Here is a 19,423-nt window from a genome sequence, read left to right as displayed (position 1 = left end):
ACGTATCCCTCAATCCATATGCTTAAGACCAACCCGCAGGTAGTCCCAGCCGGTAATGCAGGTCAGGACCGCCGCCGCCCATAGCGTCGATAGGCCGATCAGGTGGATCCAAGTCTCGGCCACCGAAGCGCAGGCGTCGCCGGGCACTTGGCACGGCTGGCCGTGCACCGCTCCGCCACCAATCAGCGCGCCGAGCGCTATCAGTTGGAACGCCGTCTTCCATTTCGCCAGCTTGGATACCGGGACCGAAACTTGCAGCCCCCCGAGAAATTCGCGCAGACCCGAAACGGCGATCTCTCGGATCAGGATGATCAGCCCAGCGATCACATGCATGTCGCCCACATACGGTCCGCGCAGATATCCTTGCGCCGTCAGGACTAGGATCACAGTTGCGACCATGATCTTGTCAGCGATCGGATCGAGGAAAATTCCGAGTTTCGATACCGTTCCCTGCGCCCGCGCGAGGTAGCCGTCGAAAAAATCGGTGATCCCGATGAGGCCATACAGCACAAAGCCAATCGCATAGCCAAGCTTCCAATCCGGCCACCACAGGAAGAACCCGAGCAAAGGCAACGCCAGAATTCGCGACAGCGTTAGGATATTAGGAAGCGTCAACATGTACCTGTCGCCTCTAGCGCGGTGTGACGCAGCGTAAAAGAGTATCTGGGGCGCTTGTGAACGCTCTTGTGAATGTTGGGGTGATCGCTATGTCTCGCGCTTCTGGGGACGCTGCTTAACTAGGTTTAATGACGACATCGACGCACCTTATGCGCCGCAAGCGCTTTCTGCCGTTGATGGTCACGCAGTTCTTCAACGCGTTCAACGACAATCTCTACAAGACCGCTTTGGTCCTGTTCGTCGTCTACTCGGTCTATAGTGATGAAAAGCAGGAGGCGTTTTTCAGCGGAATCGCGTCGCTCCTGTTCATCCTCCCATTCGTGCTTTTTTCCGCGCTTGCAGGACAATTGGCGGATTCTCGAGACAAGGCGCGGATCATCCGGATCGTCAAATTATGCGAGATCGGCTGGGCGTCGCTTGGCGCGGCGGGCCTCTACATGGCGTGGCAGGGCATCATGGTGCACACGGTGGCGATCCCGCTCTTGCTGTTCGTCGTGTTCCTCGCCGCCGTGCAATCTTCGTTTCTCGGCCCGATTAAATACGCGATCCTGCCTCAGCACCTGAAGAAAGACGAAGTCTTGCCCGGCACCGGCCTGGTCGAGGCGGGCACCTACATTGCGATCTTGCTCGGCACGATCCTGGCAGGGTTTATCGACGTCGAATTCGCCATTGTGCTCGTCGTAGTGACGGCGATTGTGGGTTACTTTGTCAGCCGCTTCGTTCCCGATGCCCCGCCGCAAGGCGATCATGAGCTGCACTTCCCTTTGATCGAGCCGTATGCGGAAACGGTGCGCAACCCATTGCTGCGTTGGCTGGGTTTTGTGCCTGTCGCGCTGGCAGACCAGGTCGTGATGAGCTGGCGGCTGGTGAAGAAGACTATGGACAATCGCGAGATCTGGTTCGCGATCATCGCCATCAGCTTTTTCTGGACCATCGGCGCTCTGCTTTTCATCCAGTTTCCGCCACTCGCCAAGAACCAACTGCTCGCAACACCGGAAGTTGCCAGCCTGTTTCTCGTGATCTTCTCTATCGGTATTGCGGTCGGATCGGTCGCCATCAACGCCCTGCTCAAAGGCGATGTGTCTGCCCGCTTTGCACCCGTCTGCGTGGTTGTGATGGGCGGGTTTCTGCTCGGGTTCTACATCCTGTCGCGGGCATGGATACCGAACGAAGCGGGCGAATTGCTGCCGATCGAGCAATGGGTCCTTGAACCGCTTGCCGTTCCGCTTCTGCTGATCCTGCTTGGCATTTCGACGGCCGGAGGAATGTTCGTGGTCCCGCTCTACGCGTTTCTCACCACGCGCTGCGAACACAACGCGGCCTCACGCACGATTGCGGCGAACAATATCGTCAATTCGGTCTCGATGGTGCTGGGTTCAGCGATCGCTATCGGCATGACTGCGGTGGGCATACCGGTGGCCGAGCAATTGCTGCTGGCGGCGGCAATGACCGTGGTATCAGCGTGGCTCGGTTGGCTGCTGTTCAGCGCTGAAAAAGAAGCGGCTGCGCAATTGGCCGAGTAAGCGCGTGCGGCGCCTAAATCACATAATGAAGACGAGGATCGCTGCGGTCGCCGCGAAATAGGTGCTGGCGAAGCCGCGCACATCGTCTTGTGTCAGCGCCCAAAGGCTTTCCGCCGGGATGTCGTGCAGATCATCCTTCACATGTGGCGGCAGGTTCGCCCTGAACGGATGCGTCGCTTCTTCATCGGTGAGGACAAGAGCGCGGCGCTTGAACGGCCCGCCCGCTTCGCGGCGGCGCTGCGCGTCAGAGATCAGTTCGCTGGTGAGCTTTGGATACTTCATAGCCGCAGGCGTTAACACTTTCTTTACCCGCGCACAGCCTCCGCTCATCCACTGTCGCAAGGCGGGACAATTCACCCTCCGGTTAACCAGCTTGGGTAGCGCCGCAGCGTTTGCCTACCAGGGCGTGCGGCGCTAAGCGCGCTGTGCCTGATTATAGGGCCTGAGCGGAGGGAATTGTCTTGGCCGAAACCACGAGAAGCGCAGCAGAATTGCTGGTCGATTGCCTTGCCGAGCAAGGGACGGACCGGATCTTCACCGTGCCCGGCGAGAGCTTCCTCGCGGTGCTTGATGCGCTGCATGAACGGTCCGACATCGAAACAATTACCTGCCGTCAGGAAGGCGGCGTTGCCTTCATGGCATGCGCAGACGGAGCGCTAAACGCTGCTGGTTCGGGACGGCCTGGCATCGCGTTCGTCACGCGCGGACCGGGCGCCACAAATGCCAGCATCGGCGTGCATGTCGCACATCAGGATTCGCAGCCGATGATCCTGTTTGTCGGTGACGTGGATCGGGGGATGAGAGATCGCGAGGGCTTTCAGGAAGTCGATTTCCCCGCATTCTTCGGTCCGATATGCAAATGGGCAGCCAAGATCGACGATGCTGCGCGCATCCCGGAATACATCGCCCGTGCCTATTCGGTTGCGATCAGCGGTCGCCCCGGCCCGGTGGTGCTTGCCCTTCCGGAAGACATGTTGTGCGATCCGGTCGATCCGGCAATCAAACCACGCCCTATGGTCACCCGTCCTGCCCAGGCCGTTTGCCCGGACGCCATGCAGGCGCTGTTCGCATTGGTTGCCGACGCCGCAAGCCCGATTGCGATTATTGGCGGCGCTGGCTGGAACGCCAAAGCGCGTGAGCATTTCCAGAGCTTTGCCGAGAACATCGGCCTGCCAGTTGCAACTGCATTCCGGCGGCAGGATGCCATCAGCCCGTCCTCGCCCGTCCATGCGGGCAATCTCGGCTACGGTCCCAATCCCAAACTCGTCGAGCGAGTGAAGAACGCCGATCTCGTGCTCGCGGTGGGTGCTCGGCTTGGGGAGGCGACAACGGATGGATATTCTTTCCCGCTCCCCGACCACCCTGAACAATTGCTGGTCCACGTCCACCCTGACCCGGAAGAGCTGGGCCGCGTCTACCTAACCGAACTGTCCCTGTGCTGCGCGGTCGATGAATTCGCCGAAGCGGCGGCCCTTTGGGAGGATCACACCGTTATCCCGTTCGATGCCGGGGCTGAGGCGCATGCTGAGTGGGAGAGTTGGGCCACGCACGCGCCATCGGACAACCCGCCCGCGCTTGATATGGCCGCCTGCGTCACGGCGATGCGAAAGACGCTTCCAGCCGACACCATCATCTGCAACGGCGCGGGCAATTTCGCGGGATGGTGGCATCGCTATTGGCGCTACGAAGGACTGCCGACCCAGCTTGCACCGACAGCCGGGGCGATGGGATACGGTGTTCCAGCCGCAGTCGCAGCCGCTCTGCGCCATCCCGATCGACAGGTTGTTGCCGTCGCAGGTGATGGCGATTTTCTCATGAACGGACAGGAGCTCGCGACCGCAGCGCAGTACGGCGCAAACCTGCTCGTGCTCGTCGTCGATAACAGCGCCTATGGCACGATTCGAATGCATCAAGAGCGCGAATATCCGGGACGGGTATCGGCAACCAAGCTCGCCAACCCCGATTTCGCAGCGCTCGGCGCAGCGTATGGCGGTTGGTCCGCGACCGTCTCAACCACCGATGAGTTCACCGTTGCCCTTGCCGAAGCACAATCCCGCAAAGGCCTGCGACTGATTCATCTAAAGATCGATATCGAACAGCTCGCCGCCAGCGGCGCGACGATCAGCGGATTGAGAGCGAGGACCTAACCTTCCGCCATTTTGCAGATCAGCTTCCACTCATCGGGCTTGATCTTCGCGACCGATAGGCGGGAGAGCCGCACCAGCTCGCAATCCGCGAGCTTGGGTTCGGCCTTGATCTGTTTCAGCGTCACAGGATTGTCGAACTTGCGCTTTGGTTTGACCTTCACCGCGGCCCATTTGCCGGTTTCATCGGTCGGGTCGAGAATGCCCGCGACGGTCACTTCGCAAACGCCAACAATCTCCAATCCTTCGCGCGAGTGATAGAAAAAACACTCATCGCCCACTTCCATCGCGCGCAAATTGAGTTTTGCCGAATGATTGCGAACTCCGTCCCAAACGCCTTCTTCCTCGGCGACGAGATCGTCCCAGCTGTATTTGAACGGTTCGGATTTCACCAACCAGTAATTGGCCACGGGGCACGCTCCTTTGTTTGCGAATTAGGGCTCGATTAGCGCAAGCGAGTGCTCTGCATCCACCCCTCTTGCACGCAATAGCAAAGGATTAACCCGATTTTTAGGCATCTAGCCCAGACAGTGCTCGATTGATTTCTATTGGGGGGCAGGCCGCTCGCGGCGAGTTTCGATCAAGGTGACAGAAACAAAACCGAAAAACCGCTTTGGCAGTGCCGAGCGTGACCTGATCGCACTCGGGATCGCCACCGCGGCTATCCTGTTGTTTGTTGCAACAGGTAGCGCAGTGCTTCCAGGCGTGTTTCGATCATTGGTTGGCATTGGCACCGGACCCAACCACTTGCTGGTCAACGCCCTGCTCCTGAACATCGCTCTCGTGATCTTCGGCTGGCGCCGTTACCGCCAGCTCACTCACGAAATCTCCGAACGCAAACGCGCCGAAGAACATGCGCGCAAGCTTTCGGAAATCGACCCGCTAACCGGCTGCCTGAACCGTCGCAGCATGGCGGATGCCGCTGAAAAGCTCCGCGCTTCCGCCGCCAAGAAGGGCGATGCGGTCGCCTTCATCATGGTCGATCTCGATAATTTCAAGCAGATCAACGATATGCACGGCCACGGCATTGGCGATGCCGTGCTGGTGCAATTGGCCGAGCGGCTGATAGGTCAATTGCCGAAGCAGGCGCGCATCGCACGTCTGGGCGGCGACGAATTCGGCATCGTTGTGCCATTCAACAAATCTGCGCCTGAGCGCATTGACGACTTGATCATCCGCTTTTTCGAACAGGCCGCAATCCCGTTCGAGCTTGAGAAAATTACCATCGACGCCACGATGTCGATCGGGGTCGCGACCGAGCTGGAGGACGAAAGCCCCAATCCGCTCGCCATTGATGCCAGCGAACTGATGCACCGCGCCGATATCGCGATGTATCACGCCAAAAAGCAGGGCAAAAACCGCTTTTTCTGGTTCGAACCGACCATGGAAAACGAGCTGCGCTTCCGCAATCAGCTCGAAACAGGCATTCGCCGCGGCCTCGCCGAAGCCGAATTCGTCCCCTATTATGAGCAGCAGGTTGATCTTCACACCGGCGAACTGGTCGGGTTTGAGATGCTCGCTCGCTGGCAGTCGCCGCAACTGGGCCTGGTCAGCCCCGAAATCTTCATTCCGATCGCCGAGGAAATCGGCGTCATTTGCGAGATTTCCGATCAGTTGATGGCCCAGGCCTTCACCGATGCGTGCGAATGGGAAGACTCGCTCACGCTGTCGATCAACATCTCGCCGGTGCAATTGCGTGATCCGTGGTTTGCACAAAAGCTGCTCAAGCTGCTCGTGCAACAGGGGCTGCCGCCGCAGCGGCTCGAAATCGAGATCACCGAAAGCTGCCTGCACGACAATGTCGGCCTTGTCCGGTCGATGATCACCAGCCTGCGCAATCAAGGCGTCCGGATCAGCCTCGACGATTTCGGCACAGGCTATTCCAGCCTTGAGCAGCTGCGTTCGCTGCCATTCGACCGGCTCAAGATCGATCGCAGTTTCGTTGGCGAACTCAGCAATCCCGAAGGCAGCTCTACCATTGTCGATGCGATCATCTCGCTGGGTGAAGGCCTCAACATGCCGATCACTGCTGAGGGTATCGAAGACGAGAAGATCCTCGCCTCGCTCAAGGAAATGGGCCAATTGAAGGGCCAAGGGTATCTCTACGGGCGTCCGGAAACCGCCGAAGAAGTTCGCAATCGCCTGCGCCCACTGGGCAAACTGGTCGAGCGACGCGTCTACCGCGAGCCCGAAGAAACCACCCACATCTTTCCAGAACCGTCGCTCGCGCGCATCCGCGCCAGCCAGTAAGCGCGCAAGTCCGGGGCTAGACGCGAGGCGGGCGCGTGCATAGATGCGCCTCATAATGCGCGTCCCCTTCATCAAGATGCACGGCCTCGGCAATGACTTCGTGGTGCTTGACGCACGCGAAAATGCCGTGCCCGACATTTCCGAAGAGGTAGCGTACAGGATCGCCGACCGGCGTGAGGGGATTGGTTGCGACCAGTTGATCCTCCTCGAGCCGAGCAGCGCGGCCGATTTCCGCATGCGCATTTTCAATTCCGACGGCGGCGAGGTGGAAGCCTGCGGCAATGCGAGCCGGGCGGTGGCACTTTTGCATGGGAAGCCAGCGAAAGTTGAGACCGCAGGCGGTATTATCGAACTGGAACCGGCGGATGGCGGCGCAAGCGTCGACATGGGCGAGCCAAAGTTCGAATTTCAAGAAATCCCGCTCGACTATGCGATGGATACCGCCTCCATGCCTGTTTCTTGGGGACCGCTTAAGAATCCCATGGCCGTGAATGTCGGCAATCCTCACGTAGTCTTCTTTACGCCTGAAGCGCCCGACATAGATCTCCAGCACATCGGCCCGGAGATCGAGGAAGACCCGCTCTTCCCCGAACGCGTGAATGTGAATGTGGCGCATGTGATTGCGGACAATCATCTTTCGCTGCGCGTGTGGGAACGGGGCGCTGGCTTGACCCGCGCATGCGGCACGGGTGCCTGCGCCACTGCGGTGGCAGCGATCCGCAAGGGCATCGCGAAAAGCCCGGTGACCGTCACGCTACCCGGCGGCGATCTGACGATTGAATGGGCGCAAGGCGGGTCGATCCGCATGACCGGCCCCGCGACCGAAGCCTTTCGAGGAACGTTCGAGTGGGACGATTACTCGTGAGCGCTCCCGAAGTCATATCGCCCGAAGTTATCTCCTTGGGATGCAGGCTCAACATCGCCGAAAGCGAGCGCATGCGCGCCATGCTGGCCGATGAAGGCGACGTTGTGGTCGTGAACAGCTGTGCCGTCACAAGCGAAGCCGTGCGGCAGACGCGTCAAGCGATCCGCAAGGCCCGCCGCGCTCGCCCGGACGCGCGCCTGCTGGTGACGGGCTGCGCCGCAGATATTGAGCGCGAACAGCTCGGCGCAATGCCAGAGGTTGACGGACTGATCGCCAACCAGAGCAAACTCGATCCGCGCGTCTGGAACATTCCTGCGACCGAAGCACCGATTGCGCCGACAAAGACCCGCGCCTTTATCGCGGTGCAGAATGGTTGCGATCATGCCTGCACGTTCTGCGTAATCCCGCAGGGGCGCGGTGTGAGCCGCTCACTGCCCATTGCCGATGCTCTGCGTGAGATAGAACAGCATCTCGATCTGGGCGCGAAGGAAGTGGTGCTGACCGGAGTCGATCTGACGTCATGGGGCCACGATCTGCCCGATGCGCCGCCGCTTGGGACACTCGTCGAAGCCATACTGAACCGCTTCCCCGCCCTCGCCCGGCTGCGGCTGTCCTCGCTCGACGGGATCGAGATCGATGATCGGCTGTTCGAGCTGTTCGCCAGCGAGCCTCGCATCATGCCGCACTTGCACCTCTCGCTTCAGCATGGGGCCGACTTGATCCTCAAACGCATGAAACGCCGCCATCTGCGCGCCGATGCGGTGGACCTTGTTCAACGCCTCAAGGCGCAGCGGCCTGAGATTACCGTTGGAGCTGATCTGATGGCAGGCTTTCCGACCGAAACGTCCGAGCACCACGCCGAAAACCTCTCGATCATTCGCGCGCTTGATATCGTGCACGGTCATATCTTCCCCTTCTCCCCCCGCCCCGGCACTCCAGCCGCGCGGATGCCGCAGCTTGATCGCGCCGTGATCAAGGCTCGTGCGGCCGAACTTCGCGCCGCGGTCGCCGAGGTCAGAACCGCATGGCTCGACAGCCTTGTGGGCGAAACCCTGCCCGTCCTCGCCGAGCGCGATGGCAGCGGCTATGCGCCCAACTATGCCCGCGTGAAGCTGCCCGATGGCACTCAAGCAGGCGAATTGGTCGCGATGACCGTGCGCGCAGTTGAGGAAGGCCTGCTTAGATGAGCGAGAACAGCTGGAGCCAGCGCCTCTTCGGAGGGTTCAGCAAGACGTCCGACCGGCTCTCGTCGAACCTCTCGGGTATCGTAAGCACTGCCAAACTCGATGATGCAACGCTCGACGATGTCGAAGACGCGCTGATCATCTCCGACCTTGGCCCGTCCGCCGCGGCGCGCATTCGCGCCAAGCTGTCGGAAAAACGCTTTGGCCTGCAAATCACCGAGCAGGAGCTGAAAGAGGCCGTCGCCGAAGAGATCGCCGAGATCCTACGACCGGTCGCCAAACCGCTCGAAGTGGTCGCCTTCCCTCGCCCGCAAGTGATACTCGTGATCGGCGTCAACGGCTCGGGCAAGACCACCACCATCGCCAAGCTCGCGCATCTTTTTACCGAAGACGATTACGGAGTTCTGCTCGCCGCCGGCGACACGTTCCGCGCCGCAGCCATTGGACAGCTCGCGACATGGGCCGAGCGTGCGGGAGTGGACCTTGTGCGCGGCCCCGAAGGCGGCGACCCGGCCTCGATCGTGTATGACGCGGTCAAGCAGGCAACCGATACCGGGATCGACGCGCTGATCGTCGACACCGCTGGCCGCCTCCAGAACAAGCGCGAGCTGATGGACGAGCTCGAAAAGATCCGCCGCGTTCTCGGGCGTCTGAACGAAGAGGCACCGCATGACGTGGTGCTGGTGCTCGACGCCACGAACGGCCAGAACGCGCTGTCACAGATCGACGTGTTCAAGGAAGTGGCGGGCGTAACCGGGCTGATCATGACCAAGCTGGATGGCACCGCGCGCGGCGGCGTACTCGTCGCAGCAGCCGAACAATACGGCCTGCCGATCCATGCGATCGGCGTCGGTGAGAAAATGGAAGACCTGCGCCCGTTCGACCCCGATCTGGTGGCGCGCGTGATTGCAGGAGTGGCCTGATGGCTTACGAAAAAGACCAGGCCAGCGCTCGCACTTCGGAGTCGAAGACGGCGCAAAGCGCCACTGGCTCAGCACGAGCGGGGTTGAACAAAGCCACTAAGGACAACGCTCGTCCTGAGCCTGTCGAAGGGCGAATTGAAACAGAGCGACCATCCGATGCGAAAAAGGCCGGTTCTTCCTGGCTCAGCGTGGCGGTCGACTACGGACCACTGCTGGTGTTCCTCGCGGTCTATCGCTTCACTGCGCCTGACGAGCCCAACCCCGCAGGAGAATTGGTCGCCATCATCAATGGCACCGGCGCGTTCATGGTCGCCGCGGTCGCCGCCCTGCTGATTTCAAAATTCCGGCTCGGTAAAGTCTCACCGATGCTGTGGTTTTCGACCGCACTCATCGTGGGCTTCGGCGCGCTGACGATCTTCTTCGGCGATCCGGTGTTCGTGCAGCTCAAGCCCACGATCATCTATTCCGTGTTCGGCGTCGCGCTGCTGGTCGGATGGCGAATGGGCAAACCGCTGCTCAAGATCCTGCTAGAGGCGGCGTTCGAAGGCCTCACCGACGAAGGCTGGCTAAAACTGTCGCGCAACTGGGGTTTCTTCTTCCTTGTCCTGGCGGGGCTGAACGAAGGCCTGCGCGCCTATCTCAGCTTCGAAGGCTGGCTATGGGCCAAATTCTGGGTGTTCCTGCCCCTGACCTTCCTGTTCACCTTCACACAGATCCCGATGCTGCTGAAGCATGGGCTCGACGTCGGACAGGAGGACGATGTGCTGAAGGACGAACCGCCGACAGGGTGAGTTTGCTGTGACTTTTTGGGGTGGGGAGCGCAGGTTCCAGCGCGCCGGGATCACAGACACGTTCTGATGGCTCACTGCTTGAAAAGCATTATCGTCATCACCATCTGTTAAAGATCGAGAGCACGTCTTAATGCGCCCCCTCGACTGAGAGACAATTGCGCTCCCGCATTAGGGAGAACGCGAGTTGAGCCTCAACAGACTTCTTTACGACCACCAAGTCGCTTTGATGAATGCCGCAACGGCAGGAGCCCGGGCTCCGCAGCGCGGCTGCGTCAATCATCATGAGGCCGCGCTTCAAGAAGCCCGCCAGAAGCTCGGCGTCGCGCAGTACCCTGTCGCAAAGATCAGAGCCAATCGCTCCTGGTCTCACCACGCCATTGCCGACTGAGAATTTCACATGACCACTGTTATCGAGGAGCGAACGGCCCATGGTCGCGGCCAAGGCGTTTTTGCCCTGGGATCATTCATCAAAGGCGACATTCTTTATGTGGGTGTGCTCGATGGCGGACCGATCAGCAACCATTCGCATGCCTCACAAATCAGCAAGACCAAATTCGGATTCCACAAGGGATTGAGCTCCAAGTTCAATCACTCGTGCGATCCGAATTGCGGCATCGTGCTCAATGAATCCGGCGGCCATAACATTGTCGCGATGGGCGACATCGCCGCCGAAGATGAAGCCACATATGACTATGCAATGCGCAACTACCTGATCGAACATTTCCCCGGTCCATGCGCCTGCGGGCAAGCGAACTGCCGCGGCTCGATCACCGGCTGGAAAGATCTGCCTCAGCAACGCAAGAATGACTACGCTGGCTTCGTCGCGCCCTACCTTATCGAGATGGATGTCGAGCTTTTGAACCTTCATAGGATGGACACATCATGATTTCTGACAATTTCCTTCCGCGCTGCCACCCCCACATGTTGGGTGAAGACGGGGGAGTAGATGTTTCTCAATGTGAGGCATTGGCAAAAGACATGGCCGAGCTTCGTGGGATGGGCATTATTCTAACGCTGGTTGGAAGCTATCGGGTAGGCGCTTACCGCTACACAAACCTTGGGGATGCTCTGGCTCAGGCGCGCAATCAGCGTTCCCAGGTCGAAAAAGAGCCCCCGTCGACTAGCGACGGAGGCTAAAGTCAGAGACAGAAAGGCAACTGGCCTCAATATCTCCTCGGGTCGCGTCGTTGCAGATGCACCCTGCATTGCGTGAGCCGGGAGTGGTTAATCTCCCGGCCCTGCTTGTTCGGCGTCAGCCCTGCTGTTGGCTGGCCTGTTCCTTCTGGTCTTGTCCGTCGCCCTGCTGGTGCTGCAGGTTCACGGCATGCTTTTTACCGCCGTCGACTTCGCTGGTTTCGTAACTGAAACGTTGATCGACCTTCGGCATCTGTCCCTCCTGCTGGAGGTCCGCCTTCTTGAACCGAAGTGCGTCGCCACCTTTTTCAGGGGTGATTGAGCCACTGCCCACGCTGCTGTCGTAGCTCTTGATCTTGCCAAAATGTGTCATGCGTCATTCCTTCGAACGAGTGTGCAGCGCGCCAGAATTGACCCGGCTGCGACTAGGAGGCGGAACTGAAGGAAAGGGCTTCCGATTGTGGAAGCAGTGACCGTCGATTGCGACTGGTAGCTAGACCTTAGATGGCTATGGGAGGCGAAGATTACAATCGCAGTATGGCGCTTTGTTTGCGGGTAGCGCCTATGCTTGCAATTGCGCCGAGAGCGGACGTAAAAACCACACCTGATCAAAAGATTTTCCTACTCGCTCAACCCGCGCCATACTCCGCGCGGCTCTTTGACAATCGCATCCCAAAACACGTTTCGAGTTGGACAAGTGTCAACTTCGCTTTTTCGTCTCAAATTATTGAAACGTATATAGAAATGATCGAAATCGGCGGCTGACACGGTGTCAATTGTGTCAACTTTGCTCCTTCGTCACCCCAGCGAAAGCCGGGGTCTAGGGCCGCTCACCTCAGCGGTTGTTACCCGAGATCCCAGCATTGGCCACTGGCCGTCTACAACTCCGCTGGGATGACGATAGAATTCAAATCTCCACCTGGCTCCCAAGCTCCACCACCCTGTTGGTCGGCAGCTTGAAGAAGTCCATCGCGCTCGCGCTGTTCCTCAGCATCCACGCAAAAATCTTCTCGCGCCAGATCGGCATTCCCGGTTTGTCACTGGCGAGCAGTGTCTGGCGTGAGAGGAAGAAGCTGGTGTGCATCATCTCGAACTCGCCACCGCAGCGGTCCATGTTCTTGAGGCCCTCAACCACGTTGGTCTCTTCCATGAAGCCGTAGTGGAGGACCGCGCGGTAGAAGCCATCGCCCATGTCGGTATACTCGCAGCGCTCGGCCGGATCGACATAGGGCACGTCCTGAATATCGACAGTCAAGATCACGACGCGCTCATGCAGCACCTTGTTGTGCTTGATATTATGGAGCAGCGCGGACGGCACGCCTGCGGTCGAGCTGGCCATGAAGATCGCCGTGCCGGGCACACGCAGGGCGGAGTTCTTGGCCGACTTGGCGAAGATTTCCATCGGCAGCGCGACCTCGCTCATCCGCTCGCGCATCAGCTTGCGGCCGCGCGCCCAGGTGGTGAGCAGCAGGAAGGCGATGAAGCCGACCATCAGCGGGAACCAGCCGCCCTCGGGCACCTTGGTGAGGTTGGCGGCGAAATAGGCTCCGTCGACGATCAGGAACAGCAGAACGACGGGCGCGGCATACCACCACTTCCATTTCCACACGCCGACCAGCAGCACCGCCATCAACAGCGTGTCGATGGTGACTGCGCCCGTGACCGCGATACCGTAGGCGCTGGCAAGGTTGGAGGAGTTCTGGAAAGTCAGGACAAGGATGATCACCGCGACCATCAGCGCCCAGTTGACCACGGGAATGTAGATCTGGCCGCCTTCGGTCTCGCTGGTGTGGCGGATCGAGAGGCGCGGAATATAGCCCATCTGGATAGCCTGATGCGTGATCGAGAACGCGCCGGAGATCACCGCCTGGCTGGCAATGAAGGTGGCGACAGTGGCGAGCAGGACGAGCGGCAGACGCCACTCCTCAGATGCAAGGAAGAAGAACGGGCTCTGAATTGCCTCGACGGCCTGTTCGGGCGGAAGACCGATCACCATGGCGCCCTGACCGAAATAATTGAGCAGCAGGCAAGGCATGACAAAGCCGAACCAGCTCAGTCGCATTGGTCCCCGGCCGAAGTGTCCCATGTCGGAGTAGAGCGCTTCAGAACCCGTCACAGCGAGCACCACGGAGCCGAGCGCGAGGAACGCAAGCCATCCATCGAGGACGAAGAAATTGACCGCGTGATATGGATTGAGCGCCCACAGGATCGTCGGCGTCTGGATGATCTGCCATGTCCCCAGCGCCGCGATGACTGTGAAATAGACGATCATCACCGGGGCGAAGAGCGCCCCGACCTTCGCCGTCCCGCGCTTTTGCAGCACGAACAGGAACACGAGGAGTCCGAGCGCGATGGGTATGACGTATCGCTGGAGGCCTTCGTCCACCACCGTCAAACCTTCGACCGCGGACAGAACCGAAATCGCCGGCGTGATCATACTGTCGCCGTAGAACAGCGAGGTCGCGAACACCCCGAGCAGCAATGCCACCCAGCCATATTTCGACTTGTTGAGCTGGCTGGAGATCAGCGCGACGAGAGCGAGCGAACCGCCCTGCCCCTTGTTATCGGCGCGCATCAGGATGGTGACATACTGGATCGCCACAACCAGCGTCATTGACCAGAAAATCAGGCTGATCACCCCGAGCACATGCGCCTGATCCAAAGCAAGCGGGTGCGGGCCGACGAATGTCTCACGGAAGGCATAAAGCGGGCTGGTGCCGATATCGCCAAAGACGATACCGATCGCACCCACCGCCAGCGCGGTTTTGGACGCGCTGTGGCTCTTGCCTCCGGTGGGAGGCTGATGCGCCGGTGTTGTTGAAGTGTCGCTCATGCCAATTGGATTTCCCGATCTCCGGTACTGCCCTTCACGAGCCCGCTTTTGTTAAGCTGAGTTCGCGCCCCCGAATGCGGCCAAACGTGTAATGCGCCGCAAGGTCGCGGCCACTAGCACCGAGCGTTCGCGCCTGCAACAACATGCTCAACAGCCTTGCTCAACGCCCTTGGAGCATCGGCGCGTTGGCAATCATCTGATCGAGCGCTTCGACCCGGCGGGCAATGTCCGGCCGCCACGGTGCGTCTTCGGGAGAATTATTCAGCAGTTCGCCCCAAACCGCCCGCGCCTCGCGCACTTCACCGCTGCGCAAATAGGCAAAGCCGAGGAAGAATTGCGGCGAAGGATTGTTCGGATCGACTGCGCTGGCCCGGTCATAGGCTTCACGCGCTGCGGGTGTGACAGAGCCATCGGCATGACCGACCAATGCAATGCCTAGCGCGAGCCAGCCTTCGAGGTGCTGTGGGTTCTCAGTGAGTCCGCGGCGTAGCAGACCCGCCGCATCGCCAAACTGGCCGCGCCGGGCGAAGGCATCGGAGGTGACAAGATAATTTGGTTTGGGAGCCACTTCATCGAACAGTTGGAGCCGTGCTTCGACCATCTCCTCGCCCGATTGGGTGGAGCGCGACTGTTCGGGTTTGGGGCTGGAAGGCTGATCTGGCGAGCCTTGCCAGGCGTATCCAGCCAGCCCGAACACCAGCGCTGCGGCAAATAGTGTCCATCCCTCTCGCGGCAAGCGAAGTATAATTGCGCCGATAACAAAGGCCAGCGCTGCCAAAAGGATCACGATGAGCCAGCCGGTCATGCGACCTCGCTATCGCCGCGCCGCTTGCCTAGACGGCGGAGAAGCACGAAAATTGCGATCAGGAACAGGATGACTGGTATGGCGAAGAGCGGCCAAGTGCTCGCGCTAACCTCGGGCGAGTAGCTGACATAGTCGCCATAGCGCTCTATCAGCCACGCACGGACCGCTTCGGGGCTTTCACCGGCCGCGATGCGGCTGCGCACCTGATGCCGCATATCGCCCGCCATCGGAGCGTCGCTATCGGCAATGCTCTGCGATTGGCAAGTCAGGCAGCGGAGCGTCTCCATCAGTTCGAGAGCGAGCGCTTCCTGCGCCGGGTCTTCGAGTTGGGTGTAAGCATAGGGGGCGGGCGGCAGATCGTCCTGAGCTGCCGCCGGAACAGCAAGCGCGAAAGCTGCGAGAATGGCAAACCACAACGTCCGCATCACCGCGCTTCCTCAAGTTTCTCGAGCAGCAGCGGCACGTGTTCTTCGCGGATATCGCCGATATGCTGATACCGAATATTGCCCGCCGCATCGATCACATAGGTCTCCGGCACGCCCGATGCGCCGATCTCAATCATCAGGGAAGAGATGTCGTCGGCGCCGATGCGGGTGTAGGGGTTGCCCCAGCGACCGAGGAATTCGGCGACGTCCTCCGGCTTGTCACGGATCGCAATGCCAATGATTTCGGCGCCCTCTTCCTTCAGCGCTTCGAGCTGCGGCGCTTCGGCAATGCAAGGCAGACACCAACTCGCCCAGATGTTCAGCAGCTTCGGCTCGCCGCCGACAAAATCGGCCCGCGATGCGCCTTCGACGCCTCCGGTCGCAGGCTCGAGCGCAAACTCGGGCAGCGGCTTGGATATCATCGCCGAGGGAATTGTATCGTCTTTGGGCTGGGTCAGCATGAAACCGCCCAGACCGAGGATGAACAGGAAGATTGCCAAGGGGATCGAATAGGTCAGGCGCATCAGACCATCTCCGCAGTCTTGTCGGCTTCAAGGGCATCCATTTCGGCGCGTCGCTCATCGCCGAGTTGCACGGCCTTGCGCCGCCGCAAGTCGGTGCTCACACGGCCAAAGATCGCCAGTATCCCGCCGAGCCCGATCAACAGCCCGCCGTACCAGATGAAGGTCACGAACGGTTTCCACCACACCCGGATCTGCCAGCGCTGTGTGCCATCGTCTGTCTCGCCAGCAGTGGTGCCGATCACTGCATACAGCTGCCCATCCCATGTAGTCAGCAGAGCGGCCTCGCTAGTGGCTTGCGATGGCGCCCAGAAACTCCGCGATTGCGGTGTAAGTGTAACCGGCTCTCCGCCGCGCTCGGCCGCAAGGCGCGCTTCGAGCGCAGTCCAGTTTGGGCCAGCAACTGGGTCGACGCTATCAAGACTGACCGTCCACTCACCGACGGTCGTTTGCTCGCCAGCCGTAAGAGCCGCGAGCCGCTCCTGTGTAAACGCGCTTTCGCTGGCCATACCGAACAGAGCCACAGCGACACCGAAATGCGCCAGAACCATGCCCCACACCGCTGTAGGAACGCGCGAGAGCTTGCGCCCCCGCAATGGCAAGAAAGCCGCGATGGCAAGCGCCGCTGCCAATGCCAAGCCAAGGAGCGGCAGCAGTCCGTAATTGCCGAGCACCGCCACGAGACCAGCGACAGCCACAAAGATGGTGCCGACTACCGCGAGTTCGAATTTGAGCCTGCCCGGCTTGTCGGACTTCCAGCGCAGCAGTGGGCCGACCGCCATCACCATGAACATCGGGATCGCGAAGACGGCACCAACCGGATTGAAGTAGGGCGGCCCAACCGACACGCGCACATCGAATGCCTCGGTGAGCAGTGGGTAGAGCGTGCCGAGCAGGACGATCGCCAAGATCGCTGACAGCATCACATTGTTGAACACCAGTGCGCCTTCGCGGCTGGTCGCGGTGAATCGCTTGCCTTCGGCGACCGAGCTTGCTCGCACGGCGAAAATCGCAAGGCTCCCGCCAATATAGAGCGCTAGAAGAATGAGGATGAAGGTCCCTCGCTCCGGATCGACGGCAAAGGCGTGGACGCTGGTCAACACCCCCGAGCGGACGAGGAACGTACCGAGCATGCTCATCGAGAATGCGAGCACCCCGAGCATAATCGTCCAGGTCCTGAGCGCATCGCGTGCTGCCAGCACGCTCACTGAGTGCAGCAATGCGGTCGCAGCCAGCCACGGCATTAGCGAGGCGTTCTCAACCGGGTCCCAGAACCACCAGCCGCCCCAACCCAGCTCGTAGTAAGCCCAATAGCTGCCAGCGGTGATCCCGAGCGTCAGGAACACCCATGCGCCGAGTGCCCAAGGCCTCATAACGCGCGCAAATTCCGGCGTGACTTGCCGCGTGATCAGCGCGCCCATGGCGAGGCTGAATGCCACCGAAAGCCCGACATAGCCGATGTAAAGCGTCGGCGGATGCAGCGCGAGGCCGATATCCTGCAACAACGGGTTCAGCCCGACACCCTCTGGTGCAGGAGTCGGCAGCCGCTCGAACGGGTTCGAGCTCAGCAGCAGAAAGGCGTAAAAACCGAGCGCAACAAACCCTTGCACTGCGAGCGTTGCATTCATCGTGCGCTCGGACAGGCGCTTCTCAGCCCCTGCGAGCAATCCTCCTGACAGCGCAAGCACTGCCACCCACAGGAGCATCGAACCCTCGTGGTTCCCCCAAGTGCCGGTGATCTTGTAAAGGAACGGCTTCATCGAATGCGAGTTCGTCGCGACCAGCTTGATCGACAGATCAGTGATCGCGAAAGCGTAAAGCAGCATGACGAAGGCCAACGTCGCCAGCACCGCCTGCACCACCGCTGCAGGCCGGGCATAGATCGCGATAGGTGAGCTTTCGCCCTCTCCAGTGCGCAAGGCCAGCGCACCGGATAGGAGCTGCAAAACAGCAAGCGCCGTTGCAAGCCACAGGGCAGCGAGGCCGATTTCTGCGATCATGCCGCCAGCGCGCCCTTAATCGAGGCCGACAGTGGTTTCGGCAACCGTGTCCGCCGCATTGTGCCCTTCGAGCCCTTCAAGCTCCTTTGGTACGTAGTTCTCGTCATGCTTTGCCAGCAGGTTGGTCGCGAGGAATGTACCGTCGGCTTGCAGGCTGCCCTCGGCGACGACGCCAGATCCTTCGACGAACAGGTCAGGCAGGATGCCGCTGTAGCGCACCGGCACGGTGCTGGCTCCGTTGCCGGTGACCACGAAGGCAACCGTCACGCCGTCGGCCTGCGTTTCGAGCGAACCGGGCTGTACCATCCCGCCCAATCGCACCGCCTGACCGACAGCGGGCGGCTCCGCCGTCATCTGCTCTGGCAGGTAGAAATAGTTCGCCTGATTGCGCAGCGCCCAAGTCGCAATCAGTCCCGCCGCAACGATGGCAACGAGCGCGAGAACCACGAGCATCAGCCTTTGATGTTTGGCCTTGATCGGAGCCGCATCGCTCATCGGCGTTTCACCTCGTCACGGCGCTGCTCGGCGCTGCGCATGCTGCGCCAGCTCCACAGGACAAGCGCGCCCAGCCCGACGAGGCCGATCGCGTAGGCAGCCAGCACGAAATCCCAATGATCGAGCGCCTCACGCATTACGCTGTCCCCGCCATTTGGCCCGAGGCTGTCTGCACAGGCGCATCATCGTCGAGCGCGCGGCGGCGCAGGCGTGCCTCAACCTGTGCCTCCGCGATCAGCGCGCGCATCCGCATCAGCACGACCGCGCCAAACAACAGCGAGAAGCCGATTACAGCAGCGAGTAGTGGCCACAGGAACACCGGGTCGATCGCGCTCTTACCGACTGTAATGCTGGGCGGCTGATGAAGCGAGTTCCACCACACGACAGAGCGGTTGATGATCGGAATATTGATCGCGCCGACCAATCCAAAGATCGCGGCAATTTTGGGCGAGCCGCCTTCGCGCGCTGTTGCCTGCGCCAGCGCAATGTATCCGGCATAGAGGAACAGCAGCACCAACATGCTGGTCAGCCGCCCGTCCCACACCCACCAGGTACCCCAGGTCGGGCGTCCCCATATTGATCCTGTGGCGAGGCAAATAGCAGTAAACACCAGACCCGGCATCGCCATAGCCCGCGCGGCAATGCCGGCGAGTGGATGCTTCCAAATGAGCAGCGCGGCGCTGGCAATGGCCAGCCCAGCCCAGCCGCCCATGCCGAGCCATGCGCTGGGCACATGGATGAACAGGATGCGTACACTGTCGCCCATCAGCCGGTCGGCCGGGACCATCGTCAGTCCCCAGCCAATCGCTCCCAAAGACAGCAGCAGCCCGGTCCACAGACACAGCGGTGTGAGCCACTTCGCGAGTGACAAGAACCGGGTGGGGTTGGCGTAGATATGCATGTCGGGGCCTT

General features: G+C 60.4%; 20 protein-coding genes. 8 read left to right on the top strand and 12 right to left on the bottom strand.

Annotated elements, in window-relative coordinates; all coding sequences use genetic code 11:
* Nucleotides 1-9 precede the first annotated feature (9 nt).
* Complete coding sequence (gene pgsA, locus Q0837_RS04080) at nucleotides 10-618, bottom strand: CDP-diacylglycerol--glycerol-3-phosphate 3-phosphatidyltransferase (RefSeq protein WP_298465610.1); 609 nt, start codon at nucleotides 616-618, stop codon at nucleotides 10-12.
* Between the two features lie 128 nt (nucleotides 619-746).
* Between pgsA and Q0837_RS04075 the strand changes: the two genes are divergently transcribed.
* Entirely contained in the window at nucleotides 747-2,141 is a 1,395-nt protein-coding gene (locus Q0837_RS04075; protein WP_298465608.1) for an MFS transporter, read from the top strand.
* 18 nt (nucleotides 2,142-2,159) lie between these two features.
* Here the strand turns inward: Q0837_RS04075 and Q0837_RS04070 are convergent, their stop codons facing one another.
* Complete coding sequence (locus Q0837_RS04070) at nucleotides 2,160-2,423, bottom strand: hypothetical protein (protein ID WP_298465605.1); 264 nt, start codon at nucleotides 2,421-2,423, stop codon at nucleotides 2,160-2,162.
* A gap of 179 nt (nucleotides 2,424-2,602) precedes the next feature.
* Between Q0837_RS04070 and Q0837_RS04065 the strand changes: the two genes are divergently transcribed.
* Complete coding sequence (locus tag Q0837_RS04065) at nucleotides 2,603-4,288, top strand: thiamine pyrophosphate-binding protein (protein WP_298465602.1); 1,686 nt, start codon at nucleotides 2,603-2,605, stop codon at nucleotides 4,286-4,288.
* Here Q0837_RS04065 and Q0837_RS04060 read toward each other — a convergent pair.
* Entirely contained in the window at nucleotides 4,285-4,695 is a 411-nt protein-coding gene (locus Q0837_RS04060) for an EVE domain-containing protein (protein ID WP_298465599.1), read from the bottom strand. The genes Q0837_RS04065 and Q0837_RS04060 overlap by 4 nt on opposite strands.
* A gap of 175 nt (nucleotides 4,696-4,870) precedes the next feature.
* Here Q0837_RS04060 and Q0837_RS04055 point away from each other — a divergent pair, with 175 nt between their 5' ends.
* The 6 genes from Q0837_RS04055 to Q0837_RS04030 all read left to right on the top strand — a co-directional run bounded on the left by Q0837_RS04055 (nucleotide 4,871) and on the right by Q0837_RS04030 (nucleotide 11,184).
* A complete protein-coding gene (locus tag Q0837_RS04055) occupies nucleotides 4,871-6,535 on the top strand; it encodes an EAL domain-containing protein (RefSeq protein WP_298465594.1) in 1,665 nt (554 codons plus the stop codon).
* 55 nt (nucleotides 6,536-6,590) lie between these two features.
* Nucleotides 6,591-7,400: a diaminopimelate epimerase gene (dapF, locus tag Q0837_RS04050; RefSeq protein WP_298469763.1), complete on the top strand. Its 810-nt coding sequence runs from the start codon at nucleotides 6,591-6,593 to the stop codon at nucleotides 7,398-7,400.
* A 14-nt stretch (nucleotides 7,401-7,414) separates the two neighbouring features.
* Nucleotides 7,415-8,587 (top strand): MiaB/RimO family radical SAM methylthiotransferase, encoded by a 1,173-nt coding sequence (locus Q0837_RS04045; protein WP_298469760.1) that lies wholly within the window; start codon nucleotides 7,415-7,417, stop codon nucleotides 8,585-8,587.
* A complete protein-coding gene (ftsY, locus tag Q0837_RS04040; RefSeq protein ID WP_298465591.1) occupies nucleotides 8,584-9,507 on the top strand; it encodes a signal recognition particle-docking protein FtsY in 924 nt (307 codons plus the stop codon). The genes Q0837_RS04045 and ftsY overlap by 4 nt, the downstream gene beginning before the upstream one ends.
* Nucleotides 9,507-10,298, top strand: a complete 792-nt coding sequence (locus Q0837_RS04035; protein ID WP_298465587.1) for an inner membrane-spanning protein YciB — start codon at nucleotides 9,507-9,509, stop codon at nucleotides 10,296-10,298. Before ftsY ends, Q0837_RS04035 begins: the two co-directional genes overlap by 1 nt.
* A gap of 397 nt (nucleotides 10,299-10,695) precedes the next feature.
* Entirely contained in the window at nucleotides 10,696-11,184 is a 489-nt protein-coding gene (locus Q0837_RS04030) for an SET domain-containing protein-lysine N-methyltransferase (protein WP_298465585.1), read from the top strand.
* A 366-nt stretch (nucleotides 11,185-11,550) separates the two neighbouring features.
* Here Q0837_RS04030 and Q0837_RS04025 read toward each other — a convergent pair whose 3' ends face one another.
* The 9 genes from Q0837_RS04025 to ccmC form a co-directional block, all read right to left on the bottom strand.
* Nucleotides 11,551-11,805, bottom strand: coding sequence for a cold-shock protein (locus Q0837_RS04025; RefSeq protein WP_298465583.1), 255 nt, complete (start codon nucleotides 11,803-11,805; stop codon nucleotides 11,551-11,553).
* Between the two features lie 534 nt (nucleotides 11,806-12,339).
* Nucleotides 12,340-14,265 carry a potassium transporter Kup gene (locus tag Q0837_RS04020; RefSeq protein WP_298465581.1) on the bottom strand — a complete coding sequence of 642 codons (1,926 nt, stop codon included), beginning with the start codon at nucleotides 14,263-14,265 and terminating at the stop codon, nucleotides 12,340-12,342.
* A 160-nt stretch (nucleotides 14,266-14,425) separates the two neighbouring features.
* Nucleotides 14,426-15,070 (bottom strand): tetratricopeptide repeat protein, encoded by a 645-nt coding sequence (locus Q0837_RS04015; protein WP_298465579.1) that lies wholly within the window; start codon nucleotides 15,068-15,070, stop codon nucleotides 14,426-14,428.
* The gene (locus Q0837_RS04010) at nucleotides 15,067-15,495 is read right to left on the bottom strand and encodes a cytochrome c-type biogenesis protein (RefSeq protein ID WP_298465576.1); all 429 of its coding nucleotides are present in this window, start codon (nucleotides 15,493-15,495) and stop codon (nucleotides 15,067-15,069) included. Before Q0837_RS04010 ends, Q0837_RS04015 begins: the two co-directional genes overlap by 4 nt.
* Nucleotides 15,495-16,019: a DsbE family thiol:disulfide interchange protein gene (locus tag Q0837_RS04005; RefSeq protein WP_298465573.1), complete on the bottom strand. Its 525-nt coding sequence runs from the start codon at nucleotides 16,017-16,019 to the stop codon at nucleotides 15,495-15,497. Before Q0837_RS04005 ends, Q0837_RS04010 begins: the two co-directional genes overlap by 1 nt.
* Nucleotides 16,019-18,016 carry a heme lyase CcmF/NrfE family subunit gene (locus Q0837_RS04000; protein WP_298465570.1) on the bottom strand — a complete coding sequence of 666 codons (1,998 nt, stop codon included), beginning with the start codon at nucleotides 18,014-18,016 and terminating at the stop codon, nucleotides 16,019-16,021. Before Q0837_RS04000 ends, Q0837_RS04005 begins: the two co-directional genes overlap by 1 nt.
* Nucleotides 18,017-18,031: 15 nt before the next feature.
* Nucleotides 18,032-18,511, bottom strand: coding sequence for a cytochrome c maturation protein CcmE (gene ccmE, locus Q0837_RS03995; protein WP_298465567.1), 480 nt, complete (start codon nucleotides 18,509-18,511; stop codon nucleotides 18,032-18,034).
* Nucleotides 18,508-18,648, bottom strand: a complete 141-nt coding sequence (gene ccmD / locus Q0837_RS03990; RefSeq protein WP_298465565.1) for a heme exporter protein CcmD — start codon at nucleotides 18,646-18,648, stop codon at nucleotides 18,508-18,510. The genes ccmE and ccmD overlap by 4 nt, the downstream gene beginning before the upstream one ends.
* A complete protein-coding gene (gene ccmC / locus Q0837_RS03985; protein WP_298465564.1) occupies nucleotides 18,648-19,412 on the bottom strand; it encodes a heme ABC transporter permease CcmC in 765 nt (254 codons plus the stop codon). The genes ccmD and ccmC overlap by 1 nt, the downstream gene beginning before the upstream one ends.
* Between the last annotated feature and the right edge of the window lie 11 nt (nucleotides 19,413-19,423).

It is taken from the genome of uncultured Erythrobacter sp. (genome assembly GCF_947499705.1).
GTDB lineage: Bacteria > Pseudomonadota > Alphaproteobacteria > Sphingomonadales > Sphingomonadaceae > Erythrobacter.
This window is presented reverse-complemented; position numbering and strand designations above follow the sequence as displayed.

What these genes read in the sequence shown, in the direction of transcription:
- pgsA (WP_298465610.1), bottom strand. Translation starts at nt 618, where the DNA reads ATGTTGACGCTTCCTAATATCCTAACGCTGTCGCGAATTCTGGCGTTG.
- ccmD (WP_298465565.1), bottom strand. Translation starts at nt 18,648, where the DNA reads ATGCGTGAGGCGCTCGATCATTGGGATTTCGTGCTGGCTGCCTACGCG.
- Q0837_RS04030 (WP_298465585.1), top strand. Translation starts at nt 10,696, where the DNA reads ATGACCACTGTTATCGAGGAGCGAACGGCCCATGGTCGCGGCCAAGGC.
- Q0837_RS04000 (WP_298465570.1), bottom strand. Translation starts at nt 18,016, where the DNA reads ATGATCGCAGAAATCGGCCTCGCTGCCCTGTGGCTTGCAACGGCGCTT.
- ccmE (WP_298465567.1), bottom strand. Translation starts at nt 18,511, where the DNA reads ATGAGCGATGCGGCTCCGATCAAGGCCAAACATCAAAGGCTGATGCTC.
- Q0837_RS04015 (WP_298465579.1), bottom strand. Translation starts at nt 15,070, where the DNA reads ATGACCGGCTGGCTCATCGTGATCCTTTTGGCAGCGCTGGCCTTTGTT.
- Q0837_RS04020 (WP_298465581.1), bottom strand. Translation starts at nt 14,265, where the DNA reads ATGAGCGACACTTCAACAACACCGGCGCATCAGCCTCCCACCGGAGGC.
- dapF (WP_298469763.1), top strand. Translation starts at nt 6,591, where the DNA reads ATGCGCGTCCCCTTCATCAAGATGCACGGCCTCGGCAATGACTTCGTG.
- Q0837_RS04010 (WP_298465576.1), bottom strand. Translation starts at nt 15,495, where the DNA reads ATGCGGACGTTGTGGTTTGCCATTCTCGCAGCTTTCGCGCTTGCTGTT.
- Q0837_RS04025 (WP_298465583.1), bottom strand. Translation starts at nt 11,805, where the DNA reads ATGACACATTTTGGCAAGATCAAGAGCTACGACAGCAGCGTGGGCAGT.
- Q0837_RS04005 (WP_298465573.1), bottom strand. Translation starts at nt 16,019, where the DNA reads ATGCGCCTGACCTATTCGATCCCCTTGGCAATCTTCCTGTTCATCCTC.
- ftsY (WP_298465591.1), top strand. Translation starts at nt 8,584, where the DNA reads ATGAGCGAGAACAGCTGGAGCCAGCGCCTCTTCGGAGGGTTCAGCAAG.
- Q0837_RS04075 (WP_298465608.1), top strand. Translation starts at nt 747, where the DNA reads ATGACGACATCGACGCACCTTATGCGCCGCAAGCGCTTTCTGCCGTTG.
- Q0837_RS04070 (WP_298465605.1), bottom strand. Translation starts at nt 2,423, where the DNA reads ATGAAGTATCCAAAGCTCACCAGCGAACTGATCTCTGACGCGCAGCGC.
- Q0837_RS04035 (WP_298465587.1), top strand. Translation starts at nt 9,507, where the DNA reads ATGGCTTACGAAAAAGACCAGGCCAGCGCTCGCACTTCGGAGTCGAAG.
- ccmC (WP_298465564.1), bottom strand. Translation starts at nt 19,412, where the DNA reads ATGCATATCTACGCCAACCCCACCCGGTTCTTGTCACTCGCGAAGTGG.